Origin of the sequence: Allofournierella sp. (assembly GCF_017889395.1) — a bacterium.
GTDB lineage: Bacteria > Bacillota > Clostridia > Oscillospirales > Ruminococcaceae > Allofournierella.
Genome location: NZ_JAGHKE010000040.1, coordinates 1 through 18,680 on the forward strand (window position 1 = coordinate 1; position 18,680 = coordinate 18,680).

Annotated in this window: 20 protein-coding genes, 1 tRNA gene and 1 pseudogene; 12 read left to right on the top strand and 10 right to left on the bottom strand. The window is 54.6% G+C overall.

The window, feature by feature from the left end:
* The 7 genes and pseudogenes from J7G73_RS06645 to pcp all read left to right on the top strand — a co-directional run.
* A pseudogene (locus J7G73_RS06645) lies at positions 1-162 on the top strand (peptidase T); the annotation flags it as partial.
* Positions 163-283: 121 nt separating this feature from the next.
* Positions 284-559 carry a hypothetical protein gene (locus tag J7G73_RS06650; protein ID WP_087292404.1) on the top strand — a complete coding sequence of 92 codons (276 nt, stop codon included), beginning with the start codon at positions 284-286 and terminating at the stop codon, positions 557-559.
* Between the two features lie 127 nt (positions 560-686).
* On the top strand, positions 687-2,348 hold the full coding sequence (locus J7G73_RS06655) for a SulP family inorganic anion transporter (protein WP_291245694.1): 1,662 nt from the start codon (positions 687-689) through the stop codon (positions 2,346-2,348).
* Between the two features lie 345 nt (positions 2,349-2,693).
* Positions 2,694-3,389, top strand: coding sequence for a DUF969 domain-containing protein (locus tag J7G73_RS06660; protein ID WP_087296339.1), 696 nt, complete (start codon positions 2,694-2,696; stop codon positions 3,387-3,389).
* 18 nt (positions 3,390-3,407) lie between these two features.
* Entirely contained in the window at positions 3,408-4,358 is a 951-nt protein-coding gene (locus tag J7G73_RS06665; RefSeq protein WP_087296340.1) for a DUF979 domain-containing protein, read from the top strand.
* A gap of 100 nt (positions 4,359-4,458) precedes the next feature.
* Positions 4,459-5,448 (top strand): aminopeptidase, encoded by a 990-nt coding sequence (locus J7G73_RS06670; protein ID WP_291245695.1) that lies wholly within the window; start codon positions 4,459-4,461, stop codon positions 5,446-5,448.
* Between the two features lie 19 nt (positions 5,449-5,467).
* Entirely contained in the window at positions 5,468-6,112 is a 645-nt protein-coding gene (gene pcp, locus J7G73_RS06675) for a pyroglutamyl-peptidase I (RefSeq protein ID WP_291245696.1), read from the top strand.
* Positions 6,113-6,174: 62 nt separating this feature from the next.
* On the opposite strand, the gene J7G73_RS06680 is transcribed toward pcp, so the two are convergent.
* The 3 genes from J7G73_RS06680 to J7G73_RS06690 all read right to left on the bottom strand — a co-directional run bounded on the left by J7G73_RS06680 (position 6,175) and on the right by J7G73_RS06690 (position 10,485).
* Positions 6,175-7,572: a DUF6056 family protein gene (locus J7G73_RS06680; RefSeq protein ID WP_291245697.1), complete on the bottom strand. Its 1,398-nt coding sequence runs from the start codon at positions 7,570-7,572 to the stop codon at positions 6,175-6,177.
* Positions 7,573-7,582: 10 nt separating this feature from the next.
* Positions 7,583-9,001 carry a DUF6056 family protein gene (locus J7G73_RS06685; RefSeq protein ID WP_291245698.1) on the bottom strand — a complete coding sequence of 473 codons (1,419 nt, stop codon included), beginning with the start codon at positions 8,999-9,001 and terminating at the stop codon, positions 7,583-7,585.
* A 62-nt stretch (positions 9,002-9,063) separates the two neighbouring features.
* Positions 9,064-10,485 (bottom strand): TrkH family potassium uptake protein, encoded by a 1,422-nt coding sequence (locus J7G73_RS06690; RefSeq protein ID WP_291245699.1) that lies wholly within the window; start codon positions 10,483-10,485, stop codon positions 9,064-9,066.
* 292 nt (positions 10,486-10,777) lie between these two features.
* Here J7G73_RS06690 and J7G73_RS06695 point away from each other — a divergent pair.
* Positions 10,778-10,854, top strand: a tRNA-Arg gene (locus tag J7G73_RS06695).
* Between the two features lie 177 nt (positions 10,855-11,031).
* On the opposite strand, the gene xerC is transcribed toward J7G73_RS06695, so the two are convergent.
* From xerC to J7G73_RS06725, 6 genes are all read right to left on the bottom strand, one after another.
* Positions 11,032-12,426 carry a site-specific integrase gene (xerC, locus tag J7G73_RS06700; protein ID WP_291245700.1) on the bottom strand — a complete coding sequence of 465 codons (1,395 nt, stop codon included), beginning with the start codon at positions 12,424-12,426 and terminating at the stop codon, positions 11,032-11,034.
* Between the two features lie 21 nt (positions 12,427-12,447).
* The gene (locus tag J7G73_RS06705) at positions 12,448-12,654 is read right to left on the bottom strand and encodes a helix-turn-helix domain-containing protein (RefSeq protein WP_087181642.1); all 207 of its coding nucleotides are present in this window, start codon (positions 12,652-12,654) and stop codon (positions 12,448-12,450) included.
* 528 nt (positions 12,655-13,182) lie between these two features.
* A complete protein-coding gene (locus J7G73_RS06710; protein ID WP_118428694.1) occupies positions 13,183-13,416 on the bottom strand; it encodes a helix-turn-helix domain-containing protein in 234 nt (77 codons plus the stop codon).
* Between the two features lie 5 nt (positions 13,417-13,421).
* On the bottom strand, positions 13,422-13,853 hold the full coding sequence (locus tag J7G73_RS06715) for a sigma-70 family RNA polymerase sigma factor (RefSeq protein WP_291245701.1): 432 nt from the start codon (positions 13,851-13,853) through the stop codon (positions 13,422-13,424).
* Positions 13,854-14,378: 525 nt separating this feature from the next.
* Positions 14,379-14,567: a cysteine-rich KTR domain-containing protein gene (locus J7G73_RS06720; RefSeq protein ID WP_118644299.1), complete on the bottom strand. Its 189-nt coding sequence runs from the start codon at positions 14,565-14,567 to the stop codon at positions 14,379-14,381.
* Positions 14,568-14,571: 4 nt separating this feature from the next.
* Positions 14,572-15,060: a hypothetical protein gene (locus J7G73_RS06725; RefSeq protein ID WP_118644301.1), complete on the bottom strand. Its 489-nt coding sequence runs from the start codon at positions 15,058-15,060 to the stop codon at positions 14,572-14,574.
* Between the two features lie 109 nt (positions 15,061-15,169).
* Here J7G73_RS06725 and J7G73_RS06730 point away from each other — a divergent pair, with 109 nt between their 5' ends.
* The 4 genes from J7G73_RS06730 to J7G73_RS06745 all read left to right on the top strand — a co-directional run bounded on the left by J7G73_RS06730 (position 15,170) and on the right by J7G73_RS06745 (position 18,073).
* Positions 15,170-15,691, top strand: coding sequence for a PadR family transcriptional regulator (locus tag J7G73_RS06730; protein ID WP_118644303.1), 522 nt, complete (start codon positions 15,170-15,172; stop codon positions 15,689-15,691).
* Positions 15,692-15,824: 133 nt separating this feature from the next.
* On the top strand, positions 15,825-16,193 hold the full coding sequence (locus J7G73_RS06735) for a helix-turn-helix transcriptional regulator (RefSeq protein ID WP_291245702.1): 369 nt from the start codon (positions 15,825-15,827) through the stop codon (positions 16,191-16,193).
* A gap of 246 nt (positions 16,194-16,439) precedes the next feature.
* The gene (gene mobC / locus J7G73_RS06740; protein WP_291245703.1) at positions 16,440-16,769 is read left to right on the top strand and encodes a plasmid mobilization relaxosome protein MobC; all 330 of its coding nucleotides are present in this window, start codon (positions 16,440-16,442) and stop codon (positions 16,767-16,769) included.
* Positions 16,730-18,073: a relaxase/mobilization nuclease domain-containing protein gene (locus J7G73_RS06745; RefSeq protein WP_291245704.1), complete on the top strand. Its 1,344-nt coding sequence runs from the start codon at positions 16,730-16,732 to the stop codon at positions 18,071-18,073. The genes mobC and J7G73_RS06745 overlap by 40 nt, the downstream gene beginning before the upstream one ends.
* Before the next feature lie 60 nt (positions 18,074-18,133).
* Here the strand turns inward: J7G73_RS06745 and J7G73_RS06750 are convergent.
* Positions 18,134-18,680, bottom strand: a 547-nt coding sequence (locus J7G73_RS06750) for a hypothetical protein (RefSeq protein ID WP_291245705.1), incomplete at its 5' end; no start/stop codon positions are given.

Here is an 18,680-nt window from a genome sequence, read left to right on the forward strand (position 1 = left end):
GGCACCGACGGCGCGCGCCTGTCCTTCATGGGGCTGCCCTGCCCCAACCTGGGCACCGGCGGCTTCAACTTCCACGGTCCCTGTGAGTACATCACCGCCGAGAAGATGGACCAGAGCGTGCAGGTCATCCTGAACATCATTTCCATCTACGCTGAACATTAAGCTTGCAAAAAGCCCGCTTTTTTCCGAAAAAAGCGGGCTTTTTTTGTGCAGATGGCTTTACAGTACCGCGGGCACGTGCGATACTGAAGGTAACCCCAAGCACAGAAAAGGAGGAAAGGATATGAAGGATACCCGAACGCTGCTGCAGCGGCTTACCTGGACCTGGCGCAAATGCCTGGTGTTTGAAAGCTATCGGTTGGACACCATGAGCCAGGCCCGGCAGATTCTTGCGGAGAATTTCATCTTCTATACCGAAGAGTGGCTGAACCGGGACTATCATGACCGGTATTTTTACTCCCGTTCGGTGGATAACACTCGATATGAGCTGTATGTGGACAAAAAGGACTTTGCTGTAGCTATGGATCTGCTGGAAACCAACGGCCTCAGCGGAATATGAGAGAAAACAGACGGTTTCGGTTGACAAAGCGCCCCGGCGGGTGTATGGTTGAAAACGGCTGCCCGGCTGAACTTGCGGACTTTATTTTGTATCCGGGTGGTAAAAACAGAGGAAGGAAAGAATCAAAATGAAAACCTATCTTGGGGATCTCCGGCGCGAATTTTCCGGCTACAACGGTGCTGCGTTCCTGGCGGACCTGATGGCGGGTCTTACCGTTGCGGCAGTGGCTCTGCCCCTGGCTCTGGCCTTCGGCGTGAGCAGCGGCGCGGACGCAGCCAGCGGCATGATCACCGCCATTATGGCCGGTATCGTGATCGGCATTCTGGGCGGTGCGTCCTACCAGATCAGCGGCCCCACCGGCGCCATGGCGGCCATTCTCATCGGCATCTCGGCCAAGTACGGGGTGCAGGGCGTGCTCACCGCCGGCCTGCTCACCGGCGTGATCCTGCTGGCGGCTGCACTGCTGCGGGTGGGCAAGCTGGTGTCCATCATCCCGGTGCCGGTCATCACCGGTTTCACCTCCGGCATCGCCATCGTGATCGCTCTGGGCCAGGTGGACAACTTCTTCGGCACCGTGAGCGAGGGCGAGAACGCCATTCAGAAGCTGCTTTCCTACGGGGAGCTGGGCTTTTCTCCCAACGGCCAGGCAGTGCTGTTTGCGGTGCTGGCCATGGCGGTGATGATTCTGTGGCCCCAAAAGCTGGCCAAGTATCTGCCCGGCTCGCTGGTGGCCATCATCGTGGCCGTGGTGCTGAACTTCGTGCTGAACCCTGCGGCTGAAAGCTCCGCCGTGGCGGAGGTGGGTGCCATCCCCCAGAAGCTTATGACGCCGGACAGCCTGCTGCTCAACGGCATCGATATCTCCACCCTGCCCAACCTGATCGCCCCGGCCATTTCCATCGCGGCTCTGGGTATGATCGAGAGCCTGCTGTGCGGCGCGGCCGCCGGCCGAATGAAGGGCGAGCCCCTGAACTCCACCCGTGAGCTGGTGGCCCAGGGCATCGGCAACATCATTATTCCCATTCTGGGCGGCGTGCCCGCCACCGCGGCCATCGCCCGTACCTCGGTTGCCATCAAGAGCGGCGGCCGCACCCGTATGGTCAGCGTGATCCACTCCATCACCCTGATCCTGTCCATGTTCCTGCTGGGCGGCGTGATGGGCCGCATCCCGCTGGCCAGCCTGGCGGGCGTGCTCATGGTCACCGCCTGGCGCATGAATGACTGGGCAGCCATTCGGGAGCTGTTCCGCAAGCGGCTCAAGTCCGCCGCGGCTCAGTTCCTGGTGACCATGGTGGCCACCGTGCTGTTCGACCTGGTCATCGCCATTCTGGTGGGCATCGTGGCGGCCATGCTGCTGTTCGTGCTGAAGAGCTGCGATCTGAAGATCGCTGTGAGCGATGTGAAGCGCAAAAACGCCGACGGCACCGATCAGGTGCGCACCGATGTGAAGGTGGTCTACCTGACCGGCCCGCTCTTCTTCGGCACCCAGGACCAGCTGACCCAGGCCATGGCCCAGCTGGGCGAGGAGACCCACGGCGTGATCTTCTCGGTGCGCGGCGTGCCCTACATTGACGAGAGCGCCATCAGCGAGCTGGAGACCCTGCTGGCGGACCTGCGCGGACGCAGCATCCGGGTGATGTTCAGCGGCGTGCAGCCCAACGTGAAGCACGAGATGGAGCGCACCGGCTTTGCGGCAGCGCTGGGCGAGGAGAACTTCGCCTGGGATGCCATTGAGGCCATCGAGACTATAGAGCAGCTGCCTCTGGTGGATACTCCGGTTCAGCTGTGAGTGAAATTTAAATAAGCGAATAAACCAGGCGGCAGGCTGTGATGGTTTGCCGCCTGGTTTTATTTTATAAACGGATTTTCCAGCAAATTGGAAGAGATTGTGGAAGTAGACAGGAATTTGTGGAAAAGAGTTAAAATGTTTGGCTGCAGCTTGACTTTCATGGTTTAAAATGATAAAATTTTGTCGATTGAAGTCGCCGGAAACAGGCGATTTTAACAAATAGCTTTCGTGAGGATTTACCGGGTGCCTGCCTGGTCCGGCCGGGGAAAAGATGCGGCTTTGACCGGATGAGAGGCTGGCAGCCGGATAAAAATCGCAAGTGCATCAAAGGAGGAAAACAAGCAAATGGAACTTATCAAACTGATCGGCGTCGTGATCGTGATCGCGGGCTTTGCGCTGAAGCTGGATTCGATCCTGATCATCTTCCTGGCAGCGGTGTCCACCGCGCTGGTGAGCGGTCTGGGTGTGGGCGGCCTGCTGGAGCAGCTGGGCGTCAACTTCGTGGCCAACCGCTCTATGGCTATTTTCATTATGATCCTGCTCATCACCGGTGTGCTGGAGCGCAACGGTCTGCGGGAAGCGGCGGCTGACCTGATGCGGAAGGTAAAGAGTGCCACCGCAGGCAAGCTGGTCTGCGCCTACGGTGTGCTGCGCGGCTTCTTCGGTGCCTTCAACGTGGGCTTCGGCGGTGTTGCCGGCTTTGTGCGCCCTGTGCTGCTGCCCATGGCCGAGGGTGCCATCAAGAACCATGGCCACGAGCCTGACGAAAAGCACATGGAAGATGTGAAGGGCATGGCCTCCGCCATGGAGAACATTGCCTGGTTCTTCTGTCAGGTGCTGTTCGTGGGCGGCTCCGGCGGCATTCTGGTGCAAACCACCCTGCAGTCTCTGGGCTATGAGGTCGAGCTGGTGGATCTGGCTGTGACCGAACTGCCCATTGCCATCATCGCTATCGTTCTGTCGAGTGTGCTGTTTATCCTGAAGGATAAGAAGCTGGTCAAAAAGTACTACGGCGATCAGAACGGCAAGGCGAAGAAGTAAACAGGGAGGACGAGAAGCATGATTGATATGAAATTTTTGCAGGTCCCCGCAGAGTTCAACAGCGTGATGCTGAACGTGGTCTGGATCATCGTGGGCCTGATTGCATTTTACGCAGGCATTAAGAATCTGCTGGATAAGGAAAATCCCTCCCGCATCGGCACCGCCATCTTCTGGTGCTCTTTCGGGGTGGTAACCGCACTGGGCAGCTGGCTGCCCTCCAAGGTCTCCGGCGCGCTGGTCATCGTGATGTGCATGCCCGCCATCTTCAAGAAGGTGAAAGTGGGCCGGGTAAATGCCCCCACGAAGGAATACACCAAGGTTCAGTACAGCAAGATCGGCATGAAGATCTTCGTGCCCGCTCTGACCGTTGCGGTAATGTCGCTGTTCTTTGCGCTGTTCTCCAACGTGAGCTCCATGGTGGGCATCACCATCGGCGTGGCCATCTCTATGGTGCTGCTGATGGTTTACTCCAAGGACAACAAGCCCAAGGTTTTCCTGGATGACTCCGAGCGCTTTTTGTCCCTGATGGGGCCCCTGTGCATGCTGCCTCAGCTGCTGGGCTGCCTGGGCGGTGTGTTCACCGCTGCCGGCGTAGGCGATGTGGTGGCTGGTCTGGTGGGCAACGTGGTGCCCGAGGGCAACGTGAACCTGGGCATCGTGGTCTACGCCATCGGCATGATGCTGTTCACCATGATCATGGGCAATGCCTACGCGGCCATCACCGTGATGACCGTGGGTATCGGCGGTCCCTTCGTGCTGGCCTACGGCGCGAACCCGGTGGTCATTGGTATGCTGGCCCTGACCTGCGGCTTCTGCGGCACTCTGTGCACCCCCATGGCTGCTAACTTCAACATCGTTCCCGTGGCTATTCTGGATATGAAGGACCGCTGGGGCGTCATCAAGAATCAGGTGCTGGTGGCCATCATCATGATTACCATCCAGATCTGCTTCATGATCGCTTTCAAGTAATCACATAAAAACGGAAGCCTGGCGGGGAGAGCGCGGTCTTTCCCCGCCGGGCTTTACGGTTCTTTTTCACAAAACACCATCGCAAAGGAATGTTCTTATCATGCGCAAAATGGAACGGGGCGCCTCCATTATCATTCATAAGTGGGTTCGGCTCAAGCCCTGGGACCGGCTGCTCATTGTGACCAGCAAGGAATATGAGCAGGAGGCCAAGGCGCTGCGCCGTCAGGCTTCCTCGGTTACCCGGTCGGTGTCGGTGCTGCTGGTGGAAAACAAGGGCATGCACGTGGGCATGTTCTTTGATGACAACGAGGAGATCTTCGACCCCTACACCACCATCGTTGCCGCCACCGAGTATTCCCTGGTCACCACCAAGGCGGCCAAACGGGCCATCCGTCGGCACAAGAAGTTCTTGTCGCTGCCCCTTTCCACCAACGACGGCCGCTCCATGCTGCGCTATGACTTTTTGATGATGGACACCAAGAAGAGCCGCATGCTCTCTAAGGTCATCATGAAATATCTGAAAAGCTCCAGCCGCATCCGAATCACCACCCCGGCGGGTACCGACCTGACGGTGGAAAAGCGGGGCAGAGAGCCGGGCTTTTTCAATGGCGTTCTGAAGGACAGCAAGGACTATTCCTCCGCCAGCATCGAGGTGTATGTGCCCATTGAGGAGACCCGCACCAATGGGGTTATGGTGGTGGATGGTTCGCTGGGTTACATCGGCCGGGCCGAAGACCCGGTGCGGGTTCGGTTTGAGGCCGGGCGGATCGTGGAGATCGAGGACAACCCAACAGGAAACCGACTCAAGGCCTACATGGACCAGTATCAGGACCCGCGCATCTATATTGCGGGCGAGTTGGGCATTGGCCTGAATTCTCTTTCCAAATGCGAGGGAAACTGTTATATTGAAGATGAATCCGCCTACGGTACCTTCCACATTGGCCTGGGGCGGAACATCGCGCTGGGCGGCATCCAGAACGCCAAGGGCCACTTTGACCTGGTGGCCCACAGCCCCAGCATCTACACCGACAACCGGCAGATCATGCAGGAAGGCAAGATCATCGTGCCGGAACCCGATTTTATCTATTGAGCAAAGGAGTGCTGTACAAATGAAAGTACTGGTAACTGGTTTCGATCCCTTCGGCGGTGAGGCCGTAAACCCCGCGTTCGAGGCCGTGAAGCTGCTGCCCGACCAGATCGCCGGGGCACAGATCATCAAGCTGGAGATCCCCACCGTGTTCACCCGGAGCGCCAAGGTGGTGGAGCAGGCCATGGAGGAGCATAAGCCCGACATCGTGATCAATGTGGGCCAGGCCGGCGGCCGGTCCTGCATGACCGTGGAGAAGGTGGCCATCAACCTGGCTGAGGCCCGCATCCCGGACAACGACGGCGAGCAGCCCTTCGACGAGCCCCTGCGGGCGGACGGCGAGACCGCTTACTTCGCCACTGTGCCGGTGAAGGCCATGGTGGAGAACATGCGCAAGAACGGTGTTCCCGCTCACATCTCCTACACCGCGGGCACCTACGTGTGCAACAGCATCATGTACAATGTGCTGTATCTGGCGGCAAAGAAGCTCCCGGGCGTGCGCGCGGGCTTCATCCATGTGCCCTACGAGAACGGCCAGGTGGTGGGCAAGCCCAACGGCACCCCCTTCATGCCTCTGAATCTGATCGCCAAGGGCCTGGAATATGGCATTGAGGCGGCGGTGCAGAACACCGAGGACGCCAAGGTCACCATGGGCGAGACCCACTGATTTGAGCATACAAAATGCCCCCGAAGCGGTCAGCTTCGGGGGCATTTTTATGTTGCTTCGATTCAGCTTTCCTCCGGCAGGCCGGTTTCCAGCGCGTTGTTGGTGCGGCCGGGGAAGGGATAGGTGTGGGCTTCACCGGCCACCAGGCTTTCAAAGCCGTAGTAGCGGGCCATGTCCGAGCAGATCCAGTCCTCCGGGGAGGTGCGCAGATCCGGCAGGCCGTAGCCCGCACACCAGCGGGTGTAGCACTCGATGGAATAGCTCACCACCTGAGTCTGTCCCTGATCCTTCAGGCTCACAAACTCAGCTGCCCGGGTGCGGTACATCATCCAGAAGCTGGCGATGTCGTAGCCCGCCCACACAAGCTGGAAGCAGGCCACCAGAGCAAGGGCAGCGGCAGCACCGCCCAGCACGCTGTGCAGGCGGCTGCGGTCCAGCCCGGCCAGAGCGGCGGCACAGGCCGCGGTGAGAAAAACAAATACTCCATGGGTGGAGCGCTCGTAATAAACCGGGGAAAGCCCCATGGCGAAGTTGGCACCAAGCCCTGCAGCAAACAGGGCCAGCGGCAGGAACAGTGCCTGCGGTGCGGGCTTTTGCAGCCACAGCAGCCAGAAGAGCACCGCGAAGATCACAAGAAGCGGCAGACCGTAGTCCCACAGCATGTTCAATGCGATGAGAAAACGGGTGGCCAGAATGGTCACCGGGCCCCGGGGATCGGGGGCGGCATCCTGTCGCTGGTAGTTGCCCGGCGCCAGAATCAGCAGGGCAAAGCCGAAAAGCCCGCCCGCAAGGCCGGTGAACATCCACAGAGGGGCTTTCTTCTCCCGGAACAGCTGCCAGCAAAGCGCCAGTACCATCAGCACCAGAAGTCCGGCACTGGTGTTCTCGCTGCTCCAGCCGCCCACCAGTCCGGCCAGAAAACACACCGGAGCCAGCCATCGGCGGGAGGTCAGCGGCCGGTGCAGCTGCAAAGCGAACGGCAGAGCCGCCGCCAGACAGAAAAAGCTGGCCCACAGGTAGTTGAAGGAGCCGCACATCCACAGATTGGTCTGGCCGAACACCGGCGAGACCATCCAGAAGCTGAGGAAGATGAACAGCAGCAGCTGGGGATCGGCAGGGACCCGGCGGCCCTTGGCGGCCAGATAGACCACCAGTGCAAGCCCCACATAAACCAGCGTGTTGCACACGTTGAACAACAGCTTGGGCTGGATGGTGAACCACTGGTCCAGACTCTTGATGAGGAACCGTCCGCTCCAGGTCATATAGTGGTAGGTCTGGCTCTGCAGCACATCCCACAGACCGGTGAGCCGCTCGCCGGTGCGGTAGCTGAAGGCAAAGGTGAAGTCGTCCGCCACAAAGGGGGTGAGGCAGTTGAACAGCAGCATGACCACTGCTGCGGCAGCCGCCAGCAGCCAGAAAAGCCGACGGTTCAGCCGGGCATTGGATTCGATCGGCTTCATAGCGCCTCCTTTACTCCAGAGCATAGCTCAGCTCGGTTTCCACCGTGTTGGAAAAATCATCATAACCGGGGAAGGGGTAGTAGTGCTGCTCGGTGACCACAAGAGAATCCGCGCCAAGATGCAGCGCCATGTTCACATTCACCCAGTTGTCCTTGTCCAACCGCAGGTCCGGCTGGCCGTATGCACCGCAGAAGCGGGTGTAGGGATAGATGGCGTAGGTTTCAATGTCCCGCTCACCCTCGGCCACCTGGGTCAGGATGATCTCCTCACGCACCTGACGCATGATGGAGTAGTTCAGAATGTCGTAACCGCCCTCCACGAGGTCGAAGCAGAGCAGAACGCACAGACCTCCGGCCAGCAGCCCCTGGGGCAGTTTGCCCAGAGCGGGCTGGTGCTGGGCCAGACCGGTGAGCGCGCTGCCGATGGCAATGACCCAGAAGGCAAGCACCGCATAGAAGGAGCGCACATAATACACCGGCGAAAGGATCAGAGCATAGTTGGCGGCCAGACCCATCACGAACCAGAATGCGGGCAGCAGCGCAGCCCGCAGAGAGGGACGGCACAAAAGCAGGCAGAAATAAACGGCAGCAAACAGGATGGCCAGTACCAGGCCGTACAGCCGCAGGGTGTGGGTGGCGTTCATCACCCGGGTGAGCAGTACGGTGAGGAAACCGCGGGAATCCTCACCGGCCCGGTCCATTCGGACCCACTGGCCGGGAGCGCACATCAGCAGCAGAAAGCCGGCCAGGCAGCCTGCGGCGCCGGTCAGCTGCCACAGAGGTGTGCGGCCCACCAGCAGGCGGGAGAGCACACAGAGCACCAGGCAGGCCAGCAGCACCGCACCGCTGGTGTTTTCGTTGCCCCATCCGGCGGCAACGCCTGCAAAAAACATGCCCACGGCAGCGCCCTTGCCCCAGTTGAGGTCCCGGTCCAGCTGCAGCCGGTAGGGCAGAAGGAAGACCAGGCCCAGCATCAGAGGCCACAGGTAAACGCAGGCGCCGCACATCCACAGGTTGACCGCGCCGAATGCCGGGTTAAAGTGGAAGAACAGCCCCAGCACCACCAGCAGGAAGGCGGGATGAATCGCCTTTTGGCCGGCAGCCAGCTTGGCGCACAGCCAGACGGTGAAGGTGAACGCGGCGGCATTGGCCAGATTGAAGACCCATTTGCCCAGCCACAGAAAGAGCTGGTTCAGGCCGATGGCAATGGTCCGTCCGCCCCACTGCATATAGTGGTAATACTGAGAGACAACGATGTCCCAGAAGGTTTCCACCGGCTCATGGGTGGGGAACTTCAACAGATAGGAGTAATCGTCGGAAATCAGGGGAGTGAGCCAGTTGAACACCAGCATCACCAGAAAAACAGCCGCAAGAATCAGTCCCACAGGATGCAGAAATGCCCGGGGAGAAAATGAATGAGTTCGACGCAAAAGATCGGTTCCTCCTTATTCAATGGTAGGCAGCGGACAGATGAAGTGTATCCGGAGCACAATCAGCCCACGCTGATCTTGCCCTCGGGCAGAATGTCGAACTTGCCCTGCTCCCGGCGCTGGCTGGCCAGACTGATCGCCAGAGAAACCGGGCCCACACGGCCGATGAACATGGTGACCATGGTGATGATCAGAGCAGGTGCGTGCATCTCGCCAGTCACGCCCACCGAGCAGCCCACCGTGCCGAAGGCACTGACCACCTCATACAGGCAGTCCAGCGGGCTGATGAGCTCGCCGCAGTTGAAGAAGACGATCAGGGTGACCAGGATCACCACGCCCAGGCTCAGCATGGAGATGCTCAGCGCCTGGTAGACGGTTTTCTTGTCGATGCGGCGGCGGAAGATCTGGGCGTCTTCCCGGCCGGTGACCACGCTGGCCACAGTGACCAGAATGACGCTGAAGGTGGTTACCTTGATACCACCGCCGGTACCGCCGGGCGCGGCACCGATGAACATGAGCACACAGAGCATGCACTTGGTGATGGAGCTCATGGAAGCAAGGTCAATGGTGTTGAAGCCCGCGGTTCGTGCACTGATGGACTGGAACAGGCTGTTTACCACCTTGTCCCCGGCGGACATGCCGCCTAAAGTGGCGGGATTGTTCCATTCCAGGAAGGCAAAGCCCACGGTGCCGCCCACGATCAGCAGGATGGTGCAGAACAGCACCACTTTGGTGTGAATGGAGATGTGGTGCGTTTTGCGCCATTGGCCCAGGTCGTGCCAGACCAGAAAGCCCAGACCGCCCGCCACGATCAGGAACATGATGATGCCCTGCACATACCAGTTGGAGGCGTAGCCCATCAGGCTCACATAGCTCTGAGTGCGGCCCAGAACATCAAATCCTGCATTGCAGAAAGCAGAGATGGACAAAAAGATCGAGATGAAAATGCCCTCAGCACCGTATTCCGGAACAAAGACCGGCAGCAGCAGCACAAAGCCCAGACCCTCGAAGAAGGCGGCAAGCTTCATGACTACCAAAAGCAGGCCGCGGGCCTCCGCCACATTGGAGGTGCCGATGGATTCGCTGGCCAGCTTCATGGAGCGGAAGCCGACCCGGCGGCGGAGGGCCAGCGTGAAGAAGCTGGCCAGTGTGACAAGGCTCAGGCCGCCGATCTGAATCAGGCAGATCACGACCGTCTGGCCGAACAGGGTGAAGCCCTGGTAGGTGTCCAGCACCACCAGACCGGTCACACAGGTGGCGCTTGTGGCCGTGAAAAAGGCCTGCACCGGAGTGATGCCGTTGCGGGTGGCAAAGGGCAGCATGAGCAGCAGTGCGCCGGTCACGATCACCACAAGAAAGCTGGAAACGATCAGCCGTGTAGGGGAGAGACTCTCCAGTCGGCGGCGTTTTTTCGGGGGCGGAGCGGTCCGGCTGATCAACCGGCCCAGCTGCGATGTCTGAAAGGAACTGGAATCCTGTTCCACGGTCGTTTTCCTCCTTGCATACACCCGGCACCACTGTCAAGGCGCACGAATGCAATTCTACTATATTCTTATAATATACACGTTTGTAAAAGGTATTTCAACTTGATTTTGCATGCTCTGACTGATATAATATTACAATATGTACTGAGTGGGCCGAATACGAGTCACCGACTGATTCGGAATGCCGCGCAAAATTCTATGCCTCCGTAGTTAAATGGATATAACAAACCCCTCCTAAGCGGCAGTTCGTTCGAATCCTGTTGAGCCTGAAAATTGAATATTTGTTGTATAAGCCCCCGTACCTCACCGGGATAGAGGGTCCGCCTCCTAAGCGGAATGTAGTGAGTTCGAGTCTCGCCGGGGGTGCCAAAACAACCGCTGTAAGCCGTTTTTCGCTGGTTTACAGCGGTTTTTGTTTTAAGCAAAAAGCGTATAGCAAAGGGAGAGTTGCCATTCAATTTTGTTGTATGCTTGCTAATTGGATTTGAACGGTTTACAAACTCTTGCTAAGAAAAATCGCGTCCCTGCTAATTCGATTTTTCGGACTCATTTGCTGCCGGGTGTTGCCGAGAGCAGCGCCGCCAGAGTATTTGCCAGTTCCGGCGACTTGCGAAGCTGTTCCACCAAGGCCTCCAAATCCAATGCGGCGGGCGCCGGTTCCTTTTCTTCCTCTGGGGGACGAACCGAACGCAAGTCGGGATTTGCGTAGAAGGCACTCTCAAACTTCTGGGCGTTGATCTTGCGGTCCTCGTCCAGAATATGAGCATACACGCTGGTAATCATGTCAATCTCTGCGTGTCCTGTATCGCCCTGAGTGGCCTTTAGATCGCCGTGGTTGAGCTTCAGCTTGTAGGTCGTACTGGAATGTCGTAGGGAATGAAAAACGACTCTGGGCAATCCAGCTTTCTCCCGCAGCTTTTCAAATTCCTTCAGGATGATACGGTCCTCGCAAGGCCGACCATTGGGCAGCGCCACCACCAAATCATAGTCCTGATACTCGTCGCCGAGAAATCCCCGAAGTTCATCCTGGGAGGCTTTCCATTCTCGCAAAATGTAAGCTAGGGTCTTGGGTAGCCACACCTTGCGGATACTGGAATCGGTCTTTGGCTTTTTCAAGATGACTCTTGTGCTGGTGTTGGGAAATAAAGGCGTGAACACATGGTAGATGTCCCTTTGCCCCAACATCTCAATGGCCCGCTTGGAGGCCCGCGTCAGTTCCTTGTCGATGTAAACATAGGCATTGTCGGCAGCAATTTCTTCATCGGAGATGTGGACGTTGCTCCAGGTCAGCCCCAGAATTTCCCCCATACGCAATGAACAGGCAAAAGAGAGGTTCATAGCCACATAGAGCTTGCTGTCCGTACACTGATCCAAGGCGGTGCGAATCATTCCCGCATCCCAAATGTCCCGCTTTTTATATTCGCTCTTTGGTAGGATAACATTGTCAAAAGGATTTTTGGCAATCAGCTCCCAGCGGACGGCTTGCTTAAAAGCACAACGCAGAAGTTTGATGATTTTCTCAATCGTTTGGTTCGTTACATATTGCGTTTTTGCTTTGTGCATCTTCGTGGAAACAGCCGGAGTTTTCTGCAAAGTCTGGATGTACTTGTCCACGACTCGCGGCGTGACCTCCTGGACCTTCAAATCTCCAATAATGGGGTTGATGTAGTTGGAGATCAGCGAGTTTTGGCTGTCGTACATGGATACGCCCCACCGCTTTTCACCATAAAGCGAAACAAAGTCTAAAAGGAACTCTGCAATGGTCTGATCGGTGGGCGGGAGAAAAGTTCTCGTGAACTGTTGGTTCTCCACCTCCGCCTTACGCTTCAATGCGTCTTGGTAGGAAGTGCGGGTCTCCCATTTTTGCCGGGTCTCACCATTCTCGTCCGTATAGTTGTAGACGATAGAATAGTTCTTTTTGCGTTTGATGATAGATGCCATAGCGATACTTCCTTTCTTCTGTCACATATCGAGTGACTCCAGCCACTCGTCAAATGACCGCTTGGAAATCCGTATAGCGTTACCAATTCGTACGATTTTAAAGTGCCCTTCCTTCACGAGAAGATAAGCGGAAGTACGACCAATGCCCAGGATATGAGCAATGTCCTCAACCGTATAAGTCCTTCGTTCTGGAGGCTCCTTCTTCGTACCGTTCCATGTTTGTGACATGGTTGCCCCCTTTCTAATCAGAAACGGCACGTAAAAAGGTGTTCATTCATAACTTCCACCCTCATTGTACCGCGCCATTTCGGGTTTGTCTGCTGCTAATGAAAAGTTTACGAATTATCCGTAAACAGAAAATCAGAAGATTTATCTGAAAATTAAAGAGGCAAAAAACGGATGGCTGCTGGCTACAGCTCCACGGGAATCTCACCCCGGCCCATACTAATGGGTGCGCCGCGCAATGCTTTGAGGGCGTTCAACGCGGGAGTCTCATTATCCTGTCTGTGCATCCTCGCCCACAGGCTGCCACACCTGTTTCGCGGCCTGGTTTTGTCGCTCGCCTGTTTGGTAGGGGTCCCGTCCTGCGGACTTGCAACAGGGTCATGGCGCACCGGCCGACCAGCTCCACACAGACAGATCGTATCCGTCTGCCTTATGCTGCCCGAAGGCTTTCTTTGTCAAGGTGGGGTCAGTCCCCGGCATCGGCAAAGGTGGAAAGGGTAAGTCGCTTGCCTTCTGCCAGGGCTGAAAGGATCAGGTGCGCATCACGGCCCGAATCAGTCGGATTTCCAGACAGCGTTTCATGTGGGTATCCACGCACACATGAGGGGTTCCGTCCTTGTCATAAAGGGTACGGGTACACAGGCGGCTCATATAGTCGTCGTAGTACCGCAGCACTTGCTCCATGGCTTCGCTGTCACCGCCGGAGGCCGCGTGGATCACCCAAACGGGCGGCAGGTCCTTTCCCTTGTGGATGGGCTCTGTCATCTTCCTCAGCCTCCTTTCGGCATCAGCGCCGACAATGCTTCGCGCAGCTCCTGCAGCGCCCTCGTCCGGTGCCGCTGAACGGCGCTCCGGGACATCCCAACGAGATTGCCGATCTCACCGTCTGCCAGGTCCAGGGTGCAGTGCAAAATCAAAATGCTCTGCTCTGTATGCGGCAAAGCGGCAAAAGCCTCGGCTACAAGCTCGTCGTCAATATGTAGATCGTAGCCGTGCGACGAGAACACAATGCTGTCGCTGGGGTAACGATCCATGACGCAGAGCTTGTCCAGTTCCGCCTGGGACAAGTCGCTAAAGAAGGCTTCACGCTCTCTTTGGCGTTTCATGTTCCGCAGGTAGGCTCTGGCCTCGTTTCGCAATACCTTCTTACAAAAAGCATCGAACCGGCATTGCTCGCCATAGTCGCGGGGGTTAGATTCCATCAGTTTCACCCCCTTTCCGTGGGGGGATCAGGTGGTTCTCTCCCTTTCCGCTACTACCAATCCTGCGAGAGCGTGTTCTGCCCGCTAAACGCCTCCTTTTTGAAGAAAATTTGAGGAAAGCAATGGCCCGCCATCCTAACCGCAGGAAACGACAAAAAGCGCCCGGCAGGTCACAGACCCACCGGGCGCAATAGCAAGTGATATGCTGATTGTTTACATGGTATAGTTCATACTCATGGCCGAACATCTCCGCCGACTGGAACGAGCTTTTTTTGAGCGGCTAACTCTTGTCAGATCAGGCGGTGACAGCATCCGGCGCATCATGGCGGCATCCTCCTTTTATGCCGCCGTGTGAGCTGTCTGGGCAAAGAAAAACGGCGGCTCGAATCGAACCGCCGTGAATCAAGTGCTTTTTTGCGCACAGAAAGCCGTCTGCCCCGCGGCGGTTTTTTTCTTTTCTGCCGCCGGGCAGATCATAGAGGATATAAAAACAGAGCCGATAACCTATGAGGTTTTTCCTCAGTGTTATCGGCTCTGCGTCTTAGCGTCTGGCTCTTGGATGATGGATAGATTCAGTTGTCTTACTGCAATCAAGGTTTCATGTTTGCACTTGGGGCAATACAGCGGGAAGTTTTCCAGGACTGTATCATGGCGGATCTTTAATCGCGTTTTACTACCGCAGACAGGACATAATATCCACTCAATATGACTCATATTCCTATTCTCCGCAGTCAGCAATTCGATATTCTTTTATTTGACCAGAATAAGAATGTACTTTGTCCATAAGCGGACCTTTTGCCCCCATCGTAAATGCAATGTCGCTACTTTTGATAGCCATGAGAATATCCCCACAGGAAAGATTCAAATATCGCATCGTGTTTTCAGGCAACCTCACAACACCGTCTTGAGAAATATACAGCCAAGCATAGCCCCGTCCTTTATAGCGAACGAATTCTCCTTCATCAAGCGTGTACTGCGACAATGCGGGACAATCAGCTAATATATGCTTCAGTTTTGATTGCTCAAGTAATTGTTTGCTGGTAACACAAAATCCGCCCGTGATTTTGCTCCCCGTGAAAATAATAATGCGTCCTTCTTGTTGAACAGGATATTGCAAAAGGGTCTCGGCAGGAAAAAGGATCTCGTTTCTATTGCTGATAGCCGAGAGTCCGAATACATATTTTCCACCCTTGTTCAGTTGCGGCATTTTACTCCCCCCTTGTGTTTTGATTTTATTTATGGTATAATAATACAATATTATAGTACTATATATATAGAGTACCGCATCTTACAACGAATGTCAAGGGGTATACACTATGCTCTCGAAATCTGCCACCATGTTATTGGGCTTAATCAATCAAAGGCCACTTAATCCTTATGAAATTACTAAACAGTTACAAATCATGAATGTTCATCGCTGGTACAACATTGCAAACTCGACAGTCTATGCCACACTTAAGGTTTTAGAGAAAAAAGAATATATTTGTGGCAACATTGAAAAGGGCGGAAATATGCCCGATAAGACGGTCTATTCACTTACTGATAAAGGAAAACAAGAATTTTTAAAAACATTGAGGCAATCCATTTTGTCTTTCGACTATGACACTAATATTTTTTCAATTGCCGCATTTTTTATCGATGCATTAGATGATCCACAAAGTCTACTTTCACAGCGTTTGATGCTATTAAATAATTATCTTAAAGGAATTGATCTGCAGATAGCAACTATAAAAGGTGACATTCCTTCCATTGCAGAGGCTAATATTGAACGAGCTAAATTTATTGTTGAAGCAGAAATTGCGGGTACTGAAAGTTTGATCCGGGCAGTATCACAGTGACTACTAAAACCTACTTGGTGTCTGGAACATGAGATGTATCAGACAATTATGAATTATAAAATGTAGTTAGAGCGCATATAGCAACATTCCACGAGCAAAGTATGAAATATACAATGTAAGTGGGTGATGTTATATGGCGAATATTGAAGATTGCCCCGGTTTTGAAACTTTCGGTGCCGATGTAAAAGCCGCACGGAGCGCAAAGCATCTGTCGCGCAAGACATTGGCGGAGATTGTCAACATCGACTCCCGGTATCTCGCAAATATCGAGAACGAGGGTACGATTCCCGCTCTGCCGGTTATCATACAGCTTATCAAAGTGTGTGGACTTCCCGTGGAACGATACTTTAATCCAGAGGTCATGCGGGAGGAAAGCGCACAACGGCAGCGTGTCAGCCACAAACTGAAACTTTGCCCGGAGCACTATTTACCAGTCATTGAGGGCGCAATCGACGGGGCGCTGAAAATTGAACAATCAGCGAAAGAAACGGGGGATGTGTGAAAGCATCCTCTGTTTTCGTTTCTCCAGGGCGGCTCTGCCGCCCTTTTCTTTTTTGAAAAATCCGGGATTTTGTGGGCAGATGAAGATGTTCCCGGCATTGTATTTACGGGGGAAGGAGCGTAGAGCAAGCACAGCAAGTGAGTACCCACTTGCGATTTTTGGTTTTAGGGAACCCTTCCCCTAAAACCGAAAAATGCTTGTTGGGAACATCCCAAACCCTGATACGAAAAGAGGCGAGATACTACGATGGCAAACAGGAAACGGAATATCCAGGTGAAGTTCTATGTGACCGCCGAGGAAAAGGAACTGATGGAACGGAAGATGGCCCAGCTCCAGACAAAGCGGATCGGCGCCTACCTGCGGAAGATGGCGATTGACGGATATATCATCTATGTGGACACTAGGGACATCAAGGAGATGAACCAGCTCCTGTCCGCCATTGGCCGGAACATCAATCAGATCGCCAAGCGAGTCAACGCCGGTGGCCCCACCTATCAGGCCGACATGGAGGAAATCCGGGAAAGGCTGGATCAGATATGGCAGTTACAAAGACGCATCCTATTAAGTCAACGCTGAAAGCGGCCATTGACTATATCTGCAACCCTGACAAGACGGACGGAAAGCTGCTGGTGTCCTCCTTTGGCTGCGCCGCCGAGACCGCCGACATTGAATTTGAATGGACACGCCGCCATTCCATCGACAAAGGCACACACCTAGGCCGCCACCTGATCCAAGCCTTTGAGCCTGGGGAGGTCTCCGCCGAGGAAGCCCATGAGATCGGGATGCAGTTGGCAAAAGAAATATTGGGTGGCAAGTACGAGTTTGTACTTACCACCCATATCGACAAGGGGCATATTCATAATCATCTGATCTTCAATGCGGTCAGTTTCACCGACCACAAGCACTACCATTCCAACAAGCGCAGCTACCATGAGATACGCCGAGCCAGCGACCGGCTCTGCAAAGAACACGGCTTGTCCGTCATCGTCCCCGGCCAGGATAAGGGCAAGAGCTACATTGAGCATCAGGCCGCACAGAACGGCACCAGCTACAAGGCAAAGCTGAAAGCCGCCATCGACCGGCTGATCCCCGTTTCCTCCAGCCTGGAAGATTTGCTTGCCAGGTTGCAACGGGAAGGGTACGAAATCAAGCGGGGAAAGTATATCTCCGCTAGGGCACCGGACCAGGAGCGGTTTACCCGACTCAAAACTCTGGGTGCCGATTACACGGAAGAAGCCGTTGTCTCCCGGATCGCCGGAGGGCCCCGCCCCTCCAGGCAGCCCCGGCAGCGCAGCGGGAAGGTCAGTCTGCTCATTGACATTCAGAACAACATCAAGGCCCAGCAGAGCGCCGGATACCAGCGGTGGGCGACTATTGAGAATCTGAAACGGGCGGCCACCACCATGAATTTTCTCACCGAACATGGCATCAACACCTATGAGGAATTAGTGGAACGGTGCGACGCCGTTGCCGCTGCCTCCATCCATACTAGGGAGAGCCTACGGGATACGGAGCAGCGGATCGCCGACGTTGCCCTCCTGGGAAAGCAGATCGACACCTACCGCAAACTGAAGCCCGTCTATGACCGCTATAAGGCGTCAAAGGACAAGGAAAAGTTCCTGCGTGGTTTTGAGAGCGAAATCATCTTGTTTGAGGCGGCAGCCAGGGAAATCAAAAAGGCCGGACTCACCAAACTTCCTTCCGCCGAAAAGTTGAAAGCGGAACTAAATGAGCTCACTGCTCGCAAGACCGCCCTGCAAGCAGAACTTCGGAAGATACAGCGGGAGGAAAAGAAATATGACACGCTTCGGAAGAATGTAGATACTATACTAAAAAATTCTATTCCACAAAAAGATATAATCGAACAGGAACTTTTGTAAGAAGAAAGCGAAATGATTCCACACTCAACACAAATTCTTCATATCTAATTCAAGGGGCTTTTATTCTGATTCTTCTGCAGAAACTGAGTCCGCAAGGCGTTTGAATGCTTTATCTAAAATTTCTAGTTTATGATATTTTTGAGCATCCAACCCATCAATAATTTGAATAAGCTCATGGCTGTTAAGGGTAATGGCCATAATTATTTGGCTTTTTGACCCAATTTCTGTTGCGGAAAGAATAAAACTATTCATATCCTCTGAAACAATACTTTGCTGAGCCGGTTCATCAAAAATAATAATTCCTGGATGATTGCCCTCTTTTTCAATTGAAACTTGCAGTAGAGCTAAGGTAAACGCCCAAATTGTCCTGATCCCATCACTTGCCGAGGAATCGAATTTCATGTCAAACCCGTCAATAGTCGGGAGCAAGGATTCTTCTGATATTTCTATTCCGTCTAGACTTGCCAAACTGCTGTAATGATATCTTTGCAGGTTTTTTATAAAATACGATTTTAATAATTTGATCTTACACGAATCAGATTCGGAAAGACCTTTTTTAGGCAAACGTTTTTTTCGATCCAGATAGCTACTCCAGCGATCCGACAGA